The sequence below is a fragment of the Pseudomonas citronellolis genome (assembly GCF_001586155.1).
Lineage (GTDB): Bacteria > Pseudomonadota > Gammaproteobacteria > Pseudomonadales > Pseudomonadaceae > Pseudomonas > Pseudomonas citronellolis.
Genome location: NZ_CP014158.1, coordinates 4,288,704 through 4,302,976 on the forward strand (window position 1 = coordinate 4,288,704; position 14,273 = coordinate 4,302,976).

A 14,273-nucleotide genomic window follows, 5' to 3' on the forward strand; every position below is an offset into this window, starting at 1 on the left:
TGATGAGCATGAGCTGGCTGACACCCGCCATCGTCGACATCATCGTCGAGGTCATCAAGGCCATCGTCATCCTGCTCGCCGTGGTCGTCTGCGGCGCGCTGCTGAGCTGGGTCGAGCGGCGCCTGCTGGGCCTCTGGCAGGACCGCTACGGTCCCAACCGGGTCGGCCCGTTCGGCGCCTTCCAGCTCGGCGCGGACATGATCAAGATGTTCTTCAAGGAAGACTGGACGCCGCCGTTCGCCGACAAGATGATCTTCACCCTCGCCCCGGTCATCGCCATGGGCGCACTGCTGATCGCCTTCGTCATCATCCCGATCAGCCCCAGCTGGGGCGTGGCGGACCTGAACATCGGCATCCTGTTCTTCTTCGCCATGGCCGGCCTGACCGTGTACGCGGTGCTCTTCGCCGGCTGGTCGAGCAACAACAAGTTCGCCCTGCTCGGCAGCCTGCGCGCCTCGGCCCAGACCATCTCCTACGAGGTGTTCCTGGCCTTGTCGCTGATGGGCATCGTGGCCCAGGTCGGCTCGTTCAACATGCGCGACATCGTCGACTACCAGGCCCAGCACCTGTGGTTCATCATTCCGCAGTTCTTCGGCTTCTGCACCTTCATCATCGCCGGCGTCGCCGTGACCCACCGTCACCCGTTCGACCAGCCGGAAGCGGAGCAGGAACTGGCCGACGGCTACCACATCGAGTACGCCGGGATGAAATGGGGCATGTTCTTCGTCGGCGAATACATCGGCATCGTGCTGATCTCGGCGCTGCTGGTGACGCTGTTCTTCGGTGGCTGGCACGGCCCGTTCGGCCTGCTGCCGCAGATCCCGTTCATCTGGTTCGCCCTGAAGACCAGCTTCTTCATCATGCTGTTCATCCTGATCCGCGCCTCGCTGCCGCGTCCGCGCTATGACCAGGTGATGGCCTTCAGCTGGAAGTTCTGCCTTCCGCTGACCCTGATCAACCTGCTGGTGACCGGCGCCTGCGTGCTGGCCGCGGCCCAGTAAGGAGAACCACCATGATCAAAGAAATCCTGCACATCGTGCATGGCACCTACACCCAGCTGCGCAGCCTGGTGATGATCTTCGGCCATGCCTTCCGCAAGCGCGACACCCTGCAGTACCCGGAAGAGCAGGTCTACCTGCCGCCGCGCTACCGCGGCCGTATCGTCCTCACCCGCGACCCCGACGGCGAGGAACGCTGCGTGGCCTGCAACCTGTGCGCCGTGGCCTGCCCGGTCGGCTGCATCTCGCTGCAGAAGGCCGAGACCGACGACGGCCGCTGGTACCCCGAGTTCTTCCGCATCAACTTCTCCCGCTGCATCTTCTGCGGCCTGTGCGAGGAAGCCTGCCCGACCACCGCGATCCAGCTGACCCCGGATTTCGAGATGGGCGAGTTCAAGCGCCAGGACCTGGTGTACGAGAAGGAAGACCTGCTGATCTCCGGCCCCGGCAAGAACCCGGACTACAACTTCTACCGCGTCGCCGGCATGGCCATCGCCGGCAAGCCCAAGGGCAGCGCGCAGAACGAGGCCGAACCGATCAACGTCAAGAGCCTGCTGCCGTAAGGAGACGTCGCGTGGAATTCGCTTTCTACTTCGCCGCCGGCGTCGCCGTGCTGGCAACCCTGCGGGTCATCACCAACAGCAACCCGGTGCATGCCCTGCTCTACCTCATCGTTTCGCTGCTCGCCGTGTCGATGACCTTCTTCAGCCTCGGCGCCCCGTTCGCCGGCGCCCTGGAGATCATCGTCTACGCCGGCGCGATCATGGTGCTGTTCGTCTTCGTGGTGATGATGCTCAACCTGGGCCCGGCGATCGCCGAGCAGGAGCGCAAGTGGCTCAAGCCCGGGGTCTGGATCGGCCCGGGCGTGCTCTCCGCCGTCCTGCTCGTCGAGCTGCTGCTGGTGCTGTCGCGCAACCCCAGCGGCGCCGGCATCGGCCACACCACCGTGGACGCCAAGGCCGTGGGCATCGCCCTGTTCGGCCCCTACCTGCTGGTCGTCGAACTGGCCTCGATGCTGCTGCTGGCGGCACTGGTCGCCGCCTACCACCTCGGCCGCCACGACGCGAAGGAATAACACCATGAATGCAATCCCCCTGGAACACGGGCTGGCACTCTCCGGCGTGCTGTTCTGCCTCGGGCTGGCCGGCCTGATGGTCCGGCGCAACATCCTGTTCGTACTCATGAGCCTGGAAGTGATGATGAACGCCGCCGCGCTGGCCTTCGTGGTCGCCGGCAGCCGCTGGGCGCAGCCCGACGGCCAGGTGATGTTCATCCTGGTGCTCAGCCTGGCCGCGGCCGAGGCGAGCATCGGTCTGGCGATCCTGCTGCAACTGTATCGCCGCTTCCATACCCTCGATGTCGACGCTGCCAGCGAGATGCGCGGATGAACCTGCTGCCCCTCACCTTCCTGTTCCCCCTGGTCGGCTTCCTGCTGCTGTCTTTCTCCCGCGGCAAGTGGTCGGAAAATCTCTCCGCGCTGGTCGGCGTCGGCTCGGTCGGCCTGGCCGCGCTGTCCGCCTTCTGGGCGATCTGGAGCTTCCACAGCGCCCCGCCGGAGGGCGGCGCCTACACCCTGGTCCTGTGGCAGTGGATGAACGTCGACGGCTTCGCGCCGAACTTCGCCCTGTACCTGGACGGCCTGTCGGTCACCATGCTCGGCGTGGTCACCGGCGTCGGCTTCCTGATCCACCTGTTCGCCAGTTGGTACATGCGCGGTGAAGCCGGCTACTCGCGCTTCTTCGCCTACACCAACCTGTTCATCGCCAGCATGCTGTTCCTGGTGCTGGGCGACAACCTGCTGTTCCTGTACTTCGGCTGGGAAGGCGTGGGCCTGTGCTCCTACCTGCTGATCGGCTTCTACTACAGCCACGTACCGAACGGCAACGCGGCGCTCAAGGCCTTCATCGTCACCCGCGTGGGCGACGTGTTCATGGCCTTCGGCCTGTTCATCCTGTTCCAGCAGCTGGGCACCCTGAACATCCAGGAACTGCTGGTGCTGGCCCCGCAGCACTTCGCCCAGGGCGATATGTGGGTGAGCCTGGCGGCCCTGGCGCTGCTCGGCGGCGCGGTCGGCAAGTCGGCCCAGCTGCCGCTGCAGACCTGGCTGGCGGATGCGATGGCCGGCCCGACCCCGGTTTCGGCGCTGATCCACGCGGCGACCATGGTCACCGCGGGCGTCTACCTGATCGCCCGCTGCCACGGCATCTTCACCCTGGCGCCGAACGTGCTGGAACTGGTCGGCGTGGTCGGCGCGGTCACCCTGGTCCTGGCCGGCTTCGCCGCCCTGGTGCAGACCGACATCAAGCGCATCCTCGCCTACTCGACCATGAGCCAGATCGGCTACATGTTCCTGGCCCTGGGCGTCGGCGCCTGGGACGCGGCGATCTTCCACCTGATGACCCACGCCTTCTTCAAGGCCCTGCTGTTCCTCGCCTCCGGCGCGGTGATCGTCGCCTGCCACCACGAGCAGAACATCTTCAAGATGGGCGGCCTGTGGAAGAAGCTGCCGCTGGCCTACGCCAGCTTCATCGTCGGTGGTTCGGCCCTGGCCGCCCTGCCGCTGGTCACCGCCGGCTTCTACTCCAAGGACGAGATCCTCTGGGAAGCCTTCGCCAGCGGTCACCAGAACCTGCTGATCGCTGGCCTGGTGGGTGCCTTCCTGACCTCGATCTACACCTTCCGCCTGATCTTCATCGCCTTCCACGGCGAGCAGAAGACCGAGGCCCACGCCGGCCATGGCATCAGCCACTGGCTGCCGCTGTCGGTGCTGATCGTGCTGTCGACCTTCATCGGCGCGCTGATCACCCCGCCGCTGCACGGCGTGCTGCCGGAAAGCGTCGGCCATGCCGGCGGCGAAGCCCAGCACAGCCTGGAAATCGCCTCGGGCGCCATCGCCCTGGCCGGTATCCTGCTGGCCGGCCTGCTGTTCCTCGGCAAGCGCCGCTTCGTCAGCGCCCTGGCCAAGAGCGCGCCGGGCCGCTTCTTCGGCACCTGGTGGTACCACGCCTGGGGCTTCGACTGGCTGTACGACAAGCTGTTCGTGAAACCCTACCTGCTGCTCTGCCGCCTGCTCGGCCGCGACCCCATCGACCAGACCCTGGTCCTGGTGCCGCTGTCCGCCCGCGGTGGGCACACCCTTCTGAGCCTGACCGAGAACGGCCGCCTGCGCTGGTACGCCGCTTCCCTGGTCGGCGGCGCGGTGCTGCTGCTCGCGCTGCTACTGGCCTAACGCATTCACGAAAGAGATCGAGCCCGTCATGATTCTGCCCTGGCTAATCCTGATCCCCTTCATCGGCGGCTTCCTCTGCTGGATCGCCGAGTACACCAGCAAGACCCTGCCCCGCTGGGTCGCGCTGGGTTCCATGACCCTGACCCTGGCGCTGAGCCTGTGGCTGTGGCACACCGGCGACTTCCACCTGGCGCCCGCGCCGGGTGGCGAGCCGCAGTGGACCGCCGAATTCAAGCTGCAATGGATCGAGCGCTTCGGCATCAGCGTGCACCTGGCCATCGACGGCCTGTCGCTGCTGATGGTCGCCCTCACCGGCCTGCTCGGCGTGCTGTCCGTGCTCTGCTCGTGGAACGAGATCCAGCGCCGCATCGGCTTCTTCCACCTGAACCTGCTGTGGATCCTCGGCGGCGTGATCGGCGTGTTCCTCGCCGTCGACCTGTTCCTGTTCTTCTTCTTCTGGGAAATGATGCTGGTGCCGATGTACTTCCTCATCGCGCTCTGGGGCCATAGCTCGGACGACGGCAAGAAGACGCGCATCTACGCCGCCACCAAGTTCTTCATCTTCACCCAGGCCAGCGGCCTGGTGATGCTGGTGGCGATCCTCGGCCTGGTGTTCGTGCACTACAACAGCACCGGCGTGCTGACCTTCAACTACGCCGACCTGCTGAAGACGCAGATGAGCGAGCACGTCGAGTGGCTGCTGATGCTCGGCTTCTTCGTCGCCTTCGCGGTGAAGATGCCGGTGGTGCCGGTGCACTCCTGGCTGCCGGACGCCCACGCCCAGGCGCCCACCGCCGGTTCCGTGGACCTGGCCGGCATCCTGCTGAAGACCGCCGCCTACGGCCTGATCCGCTTCGCCCTGCCGCTGTTCCCCAACGCCTCGGCGGAGTTCGCGCCCATCGCCATGACCCTGGGCCTGATCGGCATCTTCTACGGCGCCCTGCTGTCCTTCGCGCAGACCGACATCAAGCGCCTGGTGGCCTTCTCCAGCGTGTCGCACATGGGCTTCGTGATGATCGGCATCTACTCCGGCAGCCCGCAGGCGCTGCAGGGCGTGGTGATCCAGATGATCGCCCACGGCCTGTCCGCCGCCGCGCTGTTCATCCTCTGCGGCCAGCTCTATGAGCGCCTGCACACCCGCGACATGCGCAAGATGGGCGGCCTGTGGTCGCGCATCCCGTACCTGCCGGCCGTGGCCCTGTTCTTCGCGACCGCGTCCCTGGGCCTGCCGGGCACCGGCAACTTCGTCGGCGAGTTCCTGATCCTGCTGGGCGCCTTCAAGACCGTGCCGGTGGTCATCGTCATCGCCACCTTCGGCCTGGTGTTCGCCTCGATCTACTCGCTGATCATGATCCACCGCGCCTACTTCGGCCCGGCGAAGGCGGATACGCCGATCGCCGGCCTGAACGCCCGCGAGCTGAGCATGGTCCTGGGCCTGGCGGTCCTGCTGATCATCCTCGGCATCTACCCGCAGCCGGTTCTCGATACCTCCGCCGCCACCATGCACGGTGTCCAGCAGTGGTTCGATTCCGCCCTTTCCACCCTTGCCGCACGGTAGTCGCGAAATGACCTTCACGATCCAACACTTCATCGCGCTCCTGCCGCTGCTCATCACCAGCGCCACTCTGGTGGTGGTGATGCTGGCGGTCGCCTGGAAACGCAACCACCGGCTGATCGCCACCCTCTCGATGATCGGCCTCAACCTGGCGCTGCTGTCGATCCTCTGGGCGATCAAGGCGACCCCCATCGCCGTCACCCCGCTGCTGCTGATCGACAACTTCGCGTTGTTCTACTCGGCGCTGATCCTGATCGCCGCCCTCGCCTGCTCGACCCTCGCCCATGCCTACATGGAGAGCTACCCGGGCAACCGCGAGGAGCTCTACCTGCTCCTGCTGCTGGCCACCGCCGGCGGCCTGGTGCTGGTGGCGGCGCAGAACCTGGCCGGCCTGTTCATCGGCCTGGAACTGCTCTCGGTGCCGGTCTACGGCATGGTGGCCTACGCCTTCTTCAACAAGCGCAGCCTGGAAGCCGGCATCAAGTACACCGTGCTGTCCGCGGCGGGCTCGGCCTTCCTGCTGTTCGGCATGGCCATGCTCTACGCCGAAGCCGGCACCCTGGACTTCGCCGGCCTGGGCAGCGCCCTGGCCGAAGGCACCGTGCACAGCCCGCTGCTGACCATCGGCGTGGGCATGATGCTGGTGGGCCTGGGCTTCAAGCTGTCGCTGGCGCCCTTCCACCTGTGGACCCCGGACGTCTACGAAGGCGCCCCGGCCCCGGTGGCGGCGTTCCTCGCCACCGCCGCCAAGGTCGCCGTGTTCGCCGTGCTGCTGCGCCTGTTCCAGATCGCCCCGGCGGCCCTGCACAGCGGCGTGCTGCACGTCGCCCTGGCGGTCATCGCGGTCATCTCGATCCTGGTCGGCAACCTGCTGGCGCTGACCCAGAGCAACCTCAAGCGCCTGCTCGGCTATTCCTCCATCGCCCACCTGGGCTACCTGCTGATCGCCGTGGTGGCCAGCAACGGCCTGGCCGTGGAGACCGTCGGCGTCTACCTGACCACCTACGTGGTCACCACCCTGGGCGCCTTCGGCGTGGTCACCCTGATGTCCACCCCCTACGGCGGCCGCGACGCCGACGCGCTGTTCGAGTACCGCGGCCTGTTCTGGCGCCGTCCGGTGCTGACCGCGGTGATGACCGTGATGATGCTGTCCCTGGCCGGCATCCCGCTGACCGCCGGCTTCATCGGCAAGTTCTACGTCATCGCCAGCGGCGTCGAGTCGCACCTGTGGTGGCTGGTCGGCGCCCTGGTGCTGGGCAGCGCCATCGGCCTGTACTACTACCTGCGCGTCATGGTCACCCTGTTCCTGGTCGAGCCGAACATGAAGCGCCACGACGCGCCCCTGGACTGGGCCCAGCGCGCCGGCGGCATCATGCTGGTGGCCATCGCCCTGCTGGCCTTCTTCCTCGGCGTCTACCCGCAGCCGCTGCTGGACATCCTCCAGCACTCCGGCCTGGCGGTAGCCGTCGCCGGCTGAGCGCAGGCAGCAAGAAAAAACCCCGCCTCGGCGGGGTTTTTTATTGCCTGCGAAACGCCGTGCTTCCTGGAACCGCATGAGCGAGCACGGCTTTTCGTAGGATGGTGTTGAGCGAAGCGATACCCATCAGCGCAACCGCATGGGTTTCGCAAGCTCAACCCATCCTACGAAAAACGCCTCGGCGCAGACCGTTGCTCCTACGCTATCCCCAGGCCCTCCCTCCCCTACCCCGCCGGGTCTTCCAGTTCCTCGCGGCCGGTGAACAGGTCCCAGCTGGCGATGAACAGCGCGGCGATCAGCGGGCCGATGACGAAGCCGTTGAGGCCGAACAGCGACATGCCGCCCAGGGTGGAGATCAGCACCACGTAGTCGGGCATCTTGGTGTCCTTGCCCACCAGGATCGGGCGCAGGATGTTGTCCACCAGGCCGATCACCAGCACGCAGAAGAGGATCAGCACCACGCCCTGCCAGATCGCCCCGGTGAGCAGGAACCAGGCCGCCACCGGCACCCACACCAGCCCCGCGCCTATCGCCGGCAGCAGCGACAGGAAGGCCATCAGCGTGCCCCACAGCAGCGAGCCCTGGATGCCCAGGAACCAGAAGATCAGCCCGCCCAGCGCGCCCTGGGTGGCGGCCACGGCGATGTTGCCCTTCACCGTGGCGCGCACCACGGTGGTGAACTTGGTGAACAGGTGCTGCTTGTGCTCGTGGTCCAGCGGCACCGCCTGCTTGATCCGCCGGCCCAGGGTGCGGCCGTCGCGCAGCAGGAAGAACAGCAGGTAGAGCATCACGCCGAAGCTGACGACGAAGTCGAAGGTGTTCTGGCCGATGCTGAAGGCCTTGGTGGCGACGAACTGGCTGGCCTGCATGGCGCCGCTGGAAAGCTTCTCCTGCAGGCTCGACAGGTCGCCCAGGTCGAAACGTTCCAGCCACTGGTGGGCCCATGGCGGCAAGGCGGCGAAGGCCTGCTGCACCAGGCCGGCGAGGTTCAGTTGGCCGGACTTCAGGCTCTGGTAGAGGTTGGCGCCTTCCTGCACCAGCGAGCCGGCGATGAAGATCACCGGCAGGATCACGATGAGGATACAGGCGCTCAATGTGATCAGCGCCGCCAGGTTCCTGCGCCCACCCAGGCGCGCCTGCAGCCGGCGGTGCACCGGGGTGAAGATGATGGCCAGGATGGTGCCCCAGAACACCGCGCCGTAGAACGGCAGCAGCAGCCAGGCGAAGGCGATGCTGACCACCGCCAGCAGTATCAGGAACGTCCGGTTTTCCAGTTTCGAATCGAGCATGTGCAATCCCATCTGCCGAGAGTGGCCTGCACATTAGTCAGCAGATGGGTGGCGAAGTGCAACCCGGCGCGAGACTGGCGCCCCAGAAGCCCAGCCGACGGACGGTAGCAATGTCTGTAAAGAAAATCGCACAGCCGCCGATATTTCCGAACATCCCCAAGGTTCCCGCAGAGGACACCCCCAATGCCCTTCCGTCGCCTCTCCATCCAGTGGAAGATCACCCTGCTCGCCGGCCTGTGCCTGCTCGGCGTGGTCTCGCTGCTCGCCGGCCTCTCGATCTTCCGCATGCAGCACAGCACCGCGCTGGTGAAGGAATCCAGCACGCACATGCTGGACGATGCCGCCGAAGCCCGCCTGCGCGCCCGCGGGGAAATCCAGGCGATGCGCATCCAGCGCTACTTCAGCGACGCCTACCGCTACGCACAGAGCTTCGCCCGCCAGGCCCTGGCCATGCGCCAGCTCGCCGCCCAGCGCGGCCTGGACACCCTGGCCCTGCGCGAGGAGCTGAACCGGCAGATGCGCGACGCGGTGGCAGCCAACCCCGAACTGCTCGGCCTGTACCTCGCCTTCGAGCCCGACGCCCTCGACGGCCATGACGCGCAGGCCGAAGGCCGCACGGAGATCGGCAGTAACGAAAAGGGGCGTTTCTCGCAATACTGGGCGCAGGCCACCCCCGGCAAGCTGGAAGCCGAGCCGATGGACGAGAAGATGCTCGCCGACACCAGCCCCGGCCCTAGCGGCGCGGCCTACAACGCCTGGTACACCTGCCCGAAGGCCGCCGGCAAGACCTGCGTGCTGGAGCCCTACGTCGACGAAGTGGGCACCCGCAAGATCCTCATGACCAGCATCGCTCTGCCCCTGTGGGTGGACGGCAAGCTGGTCGGCGTGCTGGGCGTGGACATCGCCCTCGACCGCCTGCAGGAAATCGCCCATGAAGGCAGCCAGGAACTCTACGAAGGCCAGAGCCGCGTCGCCATCGTCAGCCCCGCCGGCCTGCTCGCCGGCTACAGCGCCGACGCCGGCAAGCTCGGCAAGAAGCTGCAGGAGGTCTACCCCGCTCAGGGCGGGCAGCTGCTGCAACTGCTCGGCGCCGACCAGCACAAGGTCCTCGAACACGACAGCGAACTGCGCGCCCTGCAACCGCTGCGCCCGATCCCCGAGGCCGACGCCTGGGGCGTGCTCATCGACGTGCCGCTGCAGGCGCTGCAGGGCCCGGCGGTGAAACTGCAGCAGGAACTGGACCAGCAACGCACCCAGGGCACCGTCGTCGAACTCGGCCTGGGCCTGCTCGCCGCCCTGCTCGGCCTGCTGCTGGTATGGCTGACCGCTCGCGGCGTGACCCGCCCGATCCTCGACGTGGCCGGCATGCTGCGCGACATCGCCAGCGGCGAGGGCGACCTGACCCAGCGCCTGAAATACCAGGGCCAGGATGAACTGGGTGAGTTGGCTGGCTGGTTCAACCGCTTCCTCGACAAGCTGCAGCCGATCATCCGCGACGTGAAAGCCTCGGTGCAGGACGCCCGCGCCACCGCCGACCAGTCCGCCGCGCTGTCGACCCAGACCAGCGCCGGCATGCAGCAGCAGTTCCGCGAGATCGAGCAGGTGGCCACCGCCTCCCAGGAAATGAGCGCCACCGCCCACGACGTGGCCAACAGCGCAGCCCAAGCCGCCGACGCCGCCCGCGGGGCCGACGGCGCCACCCGCGACGGCCTGGCGGTGATCGACCAGACCACCCGCGCCATCGACGAACTGGCCCGCGACATGAGCCAGGCCATGACCCAGGTCGAGGGCCTGGCGGCCAGCAGCGAGCAGATCGGCTCGGTGCTGGAAGTGATCCGCGCCATCGCCGAACAGACCAACCTGCTGGCGCTCAACGCCGCCATCGAAGCGGCCCGCGCCGGCGAGGCCGGCCGTGGTTTCGCGGTGGTGGCCGACGAAGTGCGTAACCTGGCCAAGCGCACCCAGGACTCGGTGGAGGAAATCCGCCAGGTGATCGAAGGCCTGCAGAACGGCACCCGCGAAGTGGTCACCGCCATGCACAGCAGCCACCAGCAGGCCCAGGGCAGCGTCAGCCAGGTCGAACAGGCGGTAGCGGCGTTGCAGCGCATCGGCGAGGCGGTGGGGGTGATCAACGACATGAACCTGCAGATCGCCAGCGCCGCCGAGGAACAGAGCGCGGTGGCCGAGGAGATCAACCGCAACGTGGCGGGCATCCGCGACGTGACCGAATCTCTGTCGGGCCAGGCCCAGGAGTCGGCGCAGATCAGCCAGTCGCTGAACGACCTGGCGAATCACCAGCAGGGGTTGATGGGGCAGTTTCGGGTGTGAAGGGCGGGCTCCCATAGACTCGTAGGATGGCGTTGAGCGAAGCGATACCCATCACCGCCACCGCATGGGTTTCGCAAGCTCAACCCATCCTACGAAGAGCGCCTCGGCGCAGGTCGACAAGCCCGCCCGTGTTTTCCTGGAACCCACAAAAAACGCCGTTTTCCATGACGGGAAACGGCGTTCTTTCTCGAACCGCGGGCCATCGCCGGCCCGTCGGCATTACAGGCTGAGCTGGCGGTTCGACGCCTTGAGGAACTCCTGCTTCAGGTCCTCGTAGGTGTGCACCGCCGGGAACTGCGGGAACTCGCGGATGACGTTCTCCGGCGCATGGAACAGGATGCCGGCGTGGGCTTCGCTGAGCATGGTGGTGTCGTTGTACGAGTCGCCCGCGGCGATCACGCGGTAGTACAGGCTCTTGAGGGCGATCACCGACTGGCGCTTGGGGTCCTTCTGGCGCAGTTGGTAACCGACCACGCGGTCGGTCTCGTCGGTGACCAGCTTGTGGCACAGCAGGGTCGGGAAGCCCAGTTGGCGCATCAGCGGCTGGGAGAACTCGTAGAAGGTGTCGGAGAGGATCACCACCTGGAAGCGCTCGCGCAGCCAGTCGACGAACTCCACCGCGCCGTCCAGCGGCTTGAGGGTGGCGATCACTTCCTGGATGTCGGCCAGCTTCAGGCCGTGCTCGTCGAGGATGCGCAGGCGCTGCTGCATCAGCACGTCGTAGTCGGGGATATCGCGGGTAGTCGCCTTGAGCGCTTCGATACCGGTTTTTTCAGCGAAGGCGATCCAGATTTCCGGGACCAGTACCCCTTCCAGGTCGAGACAGGCGATTTCCACGAACGATTCCCCGCAGGTTTGGACAGAAGGCGGCACTCTAGCGGCTAGCCCGGGCCGGCGCAACGCGGCACTTATACTCAAAGCACACAGTCGACCTTCCTGATGGTTATTTAGGGGCATATCCCTGCCTTTGTTAAGATCGGCAGCCTTATAGCGCACCGCGCAAGTACAAGTGGAAAACCGCCTGATGAGCCATCCGTTCGACGTCGCCGAAATCGCCGCGACCTATGCCAGCAAGTCCCCCCAGGACATCCTCAAGTTCGCCTTCGAGCACTTCGGCGATGACCTGTGGATTTCCTTCAGCGGCGCCGAGGACGTGGTGCTGCTGGACATGGCCTGGAAGATCAACAAGAACGTCAAGGTGTTCAGCCTGGACACCGGCCGCCTGCACCCGGAGACCTACCGCTTCATCGAGCAGGTGCGCGAGCACTACGGCATCGCCATCGAGGTCATGACCCCCGATCCGCGCCTGCTGGAGCCCTTCGTCAAGGAAAAGGGCCTGTTCAGCTTCTACAAGGACGGCCACGGCGAGTGCTGCGGCATCCGCAAGATCGAGCCGCTCAAGCGCAAGCTCGCCACCGTCAGCGCCTGGGCCACCGGCCAGCGCAAGGACCAGAGCCCCGGCACCCGCAGCCAGGTGGCGGTGGTCGAACTGGACGGCGCCTTCTCCACGTCGGAAAAGCCGCTGTACAAGTTCAACCCGCTGGCCAGCATGAGCAGCGAGGAAGTCTGGGCCTACATCCGCATGCTGGAGATCCCCTACAACAGCCTGCACGAGCGCGGCTTCATCAGCATCGGCTGCGAGCCCTGCACCCGCCCGGTGCTGCCCAACCAGCACGAGCGCGAAGGCCGCTGGTGGTGGGAGGAAGCCACCCAGAAGGAATGCGGCCTGCACGCCGGCAACCTGATCAGCAAGGGCTGAGCTCGTCGCCGGCGGGTTTTCCGCCGGCGCCGCAGCGCTTAAGGTAGGCCCTGCCCCTACCGCGAGAGGAAAGCCCCATGCGCATCACCATGGTCAAGAAGGTCCTGGCCGACGGCGAGGACTGCGGCAAGTGCAAGGACGTGCAGCAACGCCTGGAGAAAGGCGGCTACCTGCCGCGCATCGACCGCGTGCTGGTGGCCGACGAACGCAACCCGGGCAGCGCCGGCTGGATGGTCGCCGCCCAGTACGGCGTGGACAGCGCGCCCTTCTTCGTGGTGCGCCACGACGACGGCCGCGAGCAGGTGTTCACCGTGTTCATGAGCTTCCTCCACGAGATTCTCGAAGACCGCGGCCCGGCGCCGCAGGACTCGCCCGAGGCACTGGCCGAGCTGGCCCTGCGCAGCGACCTCGACCGACTCTGATCGCCTCCGTCCCGGCTTAATGCCGTCTTCAGGCTCCGACGCCTATAGTCCTGCGTGCCCTCTTACAAGAATCGACCATGCCCACCTTGCTCCCTACTCCCGGCCCCAGCCTGCTGGAGGCGCTCGACCGCCAGGCGTTCCTCGCCATCAACGCCACCGCGCAGACGCCAGCCTGGCTGATCGACGCCGCGCGCTTCATCGCCACCGTGCCGCTCTACCTGTTGCCGCTGGCGTTGCTGTACCTGTGGTGCCGGGGTGACCACGACCTGCGCGGCCGCCTGCTGCGCGCCCTGGGCGTGACCTCGCTGGCGCTGGGGCTCAGCCTGCTGATCGGCCTGCTCTGGCCGCACCCGCGCCCCTTCGCCATAGGCCTGGGCCACGCCTGGCTGGCCCACGCCGCCAACGCCTCCTTCCCCAGCGACCACCTGACCCTCTTCGCCGGCTGCGCTCTCAGCCTGCTGTTCGACGATGCCTGGCTGCTGGGTGCGTTGATCGGCGCCGTCGGCCTGGCGGTGGGCTACGCGAGGGTCTACCTGGGCATCCACTCCCCGCTGGACATGCTCGGCGCGCTGGCCGTGGCGGCGGTGAGCAACAGCCTGGTCTGGCTGCTCTGGCAGCGCCACGGCGGCACGTTGACCGCCCAGGCCGAGACGCTATACCGGCGCGCGCTGGCGCCGGCAATCAGCCGGGGGTGGTTGCGTCACTGAATGCGCCTGGCGAGCGGCATGGTTTCGGTCGTGAACCTGGCCTCGAGCGCCGCTTTCTATCTTGTCATTCCCGCGAACGCGGGACGCGGCTTCATCGCGAACAGCGCTTGCGCTGGCCCGAAGGGGAATAACCCAGAGACGTCTTGTTTGGGTGTAGCGCGCCGCTCCGAGTGTTCGGATGTCTCTTGTTTCGCCCCCTCGGGCGAGTCCCTTTTGTCAATCGGTGGAAGGCCACCCCCGCAAAAAGGAACCAAAAAGGCTTGCCCCGCATACGGGCCCGATGGAGCCGGGCTACCCTCGCGAATTCCCCCGCCACGGAGGCCCGAACTAGGCGTCCCCCCCCGAGCGTACGTCCCTGTAGCCCATCGGGGCTCTCGCGACATCCATGTCGCATGACCTCCTGAGCGCCGGTTTCGCTCGGCCTGCTGAAGGGGCGTTTCGGAGTGCGCGGAGGTTTCTCTGGAAGTCCCAAAAGCAAGAGCGGCGTGCTTTTGCTCTTCGTAGGAGCG

The 14,273-nt window shown here is 66.5% G+C and carries 13 protein-coding genes and 1 pseudogene; 12 read left to right on the forward strand and 2 right to left on the reverse strand.

What is annotated here, in order from left to right; translation table 11 throughout:
- The first annotated feature begins 8 nt into the window (after positions 1 to 8).
- From nuoH to nuoN, 7 genes are read left to right on the forward strand one after another with little or no spacing between them, the layout of a single operon-like run.
- The gene (gene nuoH, locus PcP3B5_RS18605) at positions 9 to 1,001 is read left to right on the forward strand and encodes an NADH-quinone oxidoreductase subunit NuoH (protein WP_024128655.1); all 993 of its coding nucleotides are present in this window, start codon (positions 9 to 11) and stop codon (positions 999 to 1,001) included.
- A gap of 11 nt (positions 1,002 to 1,012) precedes the next feature.
- Entirely contained in the window at positions 1,013 to 1,561 is a 549-nt protein-coding gene (nuoI, locus tag PcP3B5_RS18610; protein WP_009623268.1) for an NADH-quinone oxidoreductase subunit NuoI, read from the forward strand.
- 11 nt (positions 1,562 to 1,572) lie between these two features.
- Positions 1,573 to 2,073 carry an NADH-quinone oxidoreductase subunit J gene (gene nuoJ / locus PcP3B5_RS18615; RefSeq protein ID WP_043318272.1) on the forward strand — a complete coding sequence of 167 codons (501 nt, stop codon included), beginning with the start codon at positions 1,573 to 1,575 and terminating at the stop codon, positions 2,071 to 2,073.
- Positions 2,074 to 2,077: 4 nt separating this feature from the next.
- Complete coding sequence (nuoK, locus tag PcP3B5_RS18620; protein WP_009623272.1) at positions 2,078 to 2,386, forward strand: NADH-quinone oxidoreductase subunit NuoK; 309 nt, start codon at positions 2,078 to 2,080, stop codon at positions 2,384 to 2,386.
- Positions 2,383 to 4,227: an NADH-quinone oxidoreductase subunit L gene (nuoL, locus tag PcP3B5_RS18625; protein WP_061562091.1), complete on the forward strand. Its 1,845-nt coding sequence runs from the start codon at positions 2,383 to 2,385 to the stop codon at positions 4,225 to 4,227. The genes nuoK and nuoL overlap by 4 nt, the downstream gene beginning before the upstream one ends.
- 28 nt (positions 4,228 to 4,255) lie before the next feature.
- Complete coding sequence (gene nuoM, locus PcP3B5_RS18630; RefSeq protein WP_009623276.1) at positions 4,256 to 5,785, forward strand: NADH-quinone oxidoreductase subunit M; 1,530 nt, start codon at positions 4,256 to 4,258, stop codon at positions 5,783 to 5,785.
- Positions 5,786 to 5,792: 7 nt separating this feature from the next.
- Positions 5,793 to 7,259 carry an NADH-quinone oxidoreductase subunit NuoN gene (nuoN, locus tag PcP3B5_RS18635; RefSeq protein WP_009623278.1) on the forward strand — a complete coding sequence of 489 codons (1,467 nt, stop codon included), beginning with the start codon at positions 5,793 to 5,795 and terminating at the stop codon, positions 7,257 to 7,259.
- Positions 7,260 to 7,483: 224 nt separating this feature from the next.
- Here nuoN and PcP3B5_RS18640 read toward each other — a convergent pair whose 3' ends face one another.
- Positions 7,484 to 8,548, reverse strand: coding sequence for an AI-2E family transporter (locus PcP3B5_RS18640; RefSeq protein ID WP_043318269.1), 1,065 nt, complete (start codon positions 8,546 to 8,548; stop codon positions 7,484 to 7,486).
- Between the two features lie 516 nt (positions 8,549 to 9,064).
- On the opposite strand from PcP3B5_RS18640, the pseudogene PcP3B5_RS32620 reads away from it, so the two are divergent.
- Positions 9,065 to 10,018, forward strand: a pseudogene (locus PcP3B5_RS32620) (methyl-accepting chemotaxis protein); the annotation flags it as partial.
- 102 nt (positions 10,019 to 10,120) lie between these two features.
- A complete protein-coding gene (locus PcP3B5_RS32625; RefSeq protein WP_370311555.1) occupies positions 10,121 to 10,876 on the forward strand; it encodes a methyl-accepting chemotaxis protein in 756 nt (251 codons plus the stop codon).
- Positions 10,877 to 11,095: 219 nt separating this feature from the next.
- Here PcP3B5_RS32625 and thrH read toward each other — a convergent pair whose 3' ends face one another.
- Positions 11,096 to 11,713 (reverse strand): bifunctional phosphoserine phosphatase/homoserine phosphotransferase ThrH, encoded by a 618-nt coding sequence (gene thrH / locus PcP3B5_RS18650; RefSeq protein ID WP_061562093.1) that lies wholly within the window; start codon positions 11,711 to 11,713, stop codon positions 11,096 to 11,098.
- 187 nt (positions 11,714 to 11,900) lie between these two features.
- Between thrH and PcP3B5_RS18655 the strand changes: the two genes are divergently transcribed.
- The 3 genes from PcP3B5_RS18655 (at position 11,901) to PcP3B5_RS18665 (ending at position 13,764) form a co-directional block, all read left to right on the forward strand.
- Entirely contained in the window at positions 11,901 to 12,635 is a 735-nt protein-coding gene (locus tag PcP3B5_RS18655; protein ID WP_061562094.1) for a phosphoadenylyl-sulfate reductase, read from the forward strand.
- Between the two features lie 77 nt (positions 12,636 to 12,712).
- Positions 12,713 to 13,057: a hypothetical protein gene (locus PcP3B5_RS18660; protein WP_061562095.1), complete on the forward strand. Its 345-nt coding sequence runs from the start codon at positions 12,713 to 12,715 to the stop codon at positions 13,055 to 13,057.
- A gap of 77 nt (positions 13,058 to 13,134) precedes the next feature.
- Positions 13,135 to 13,764: a phosphatase PAP2 family protein gene (locus PcP3B5_RS18665; protein WP_061562096.1), complete on the forward strand. Its 630-nt coding sequence runs from the start codon at positions 13,135 to 13,137 to the stop codon at positions 13,762 to 13,764.
- The last annotated feature ends 509 nt before the right edge of the window (positions 13,765 to 14,273 follow it).